We start from the raw sequence: 1,235 nt of genomic DNA on the forward strand, positions 1-1,235 counted from the left end.
CTAGTGCAAACGGACTACGCAAATTCTCTCCTGAACCTTCGTTTGCTCCCGGGCCTCGTGCTCCGGCGTGAGCTTGTCAAGCGTCTTCCTTGACAAGCGGTGGGGTACAATTCAACACTTTTCCAAATCCTCATCGAAGATGAGGAACGCACACGGCGAGTGTGGGGGTGCAGGGGGCAACGTCCCCTGCGTCCTTCATCGTCCAAAGGCGTTAGGAGGCTGCTGGCTGCTCCACGGTTCGAGCAACCGCCCATATGAACCCAATCAATTCCCGGGCCACCGCACCGACGGCCACATTCTTGTGCTTGTTCTTTCCAAACACAAGATGACGGTATTTGTAATGCAATCTTTCTTGCGCCTTCCAGGACAACAGCTGTACGTCGGCGGGCATACCATCTAATCGCTTGGCGAGATCCCCTTTTACGGCAGGACGGTGACGGTAACTCCAAGCGGACTCCACCAAAGTCCGTCGTAAGCGGCCATTTCCGGCTTTGGTCATGCTGCCGCGTCGAGTACTTAGGCCCGTGGAATACTCACGAGGGACCAGTCCCAAGTACGCCATCAGTTGCGCAGGGGAGCGAAAACGCGCAAAGGTTCCGATTTCAGCCGCAAGGGTAATGGCTGTAAGCAATCCAATCCCCCGTAGGGACTGAAGAGCTTGGATCAGAGAAGCCTTAGAACCGGTCGCAGCTTGCTGGACCAGTGCTTTTTCTAGGCGCCCCATGCGTTGCTCGATCTCATCCAAAGTATGAAGCATTTCGCTGAATGCCACGTGCATGGACTCATACGGGAACGTAAGCTGCCCTAACCAGACGCGATACTTCTTGGTCCAGCGACGCTTTATGGTGGCGGGCGGTTCAATCTGGTGACGAAGCAGGAATTTCAAGATCCGCTGACGAGCCCGGTGGGCATCTTCCTTGGCAGCTTCACGGGCGCGAACCAATTCCCGTAGAGCCTCATCTTCCCGTTCGGGGACGTAAACGGGAGTGAGCTCTCCTGCACGATACAAACGCGCGAGTTGCTCGGCATCCCGTCGATCTGTTTTCACTTGGTCGCCGGGGCGTTTGGGAATGAGCGATGGAGCAATGACGACACAGTGGGCCCCCATGGAGGTGATCCAGCGATAGGTTTCGTAACCTGTGGGTCCTGCCTCGTAGCAAAACGATAGCGTTTCGGCCGCTCCCAGCTCTTTGATAAGCTTGCGTAACGCTGCCGGTGTGTGGGGAATGGTTCCG

General features: G+C 56.3%; 1 protein-coding gene. It reads right to left on the bottom strand.

The features are described 5' to 3' along the window. Positions 1-211 precede the first annotated feature (211 nt). Positions 212-1,235: IS110 family transposase (locus POTG_RS22525; RefSeq protein ID WP_009227161.1), on the bottom strand; the 1,024-nt coding region annotated here is incomplete at its 5' end.

Origin of the sequence: Paenibacillus sp. oral taxon 786 str. D14 (assembly GCF_000159955.1) — a bacterium.
In the GTDB taxonomy this organism is placed as follows: Bacteria; Bacillota; Bacilli; order Paenibacillales; family Paenibacillaceae; genus Fontibacillus; species Fontibacillus phoenicis.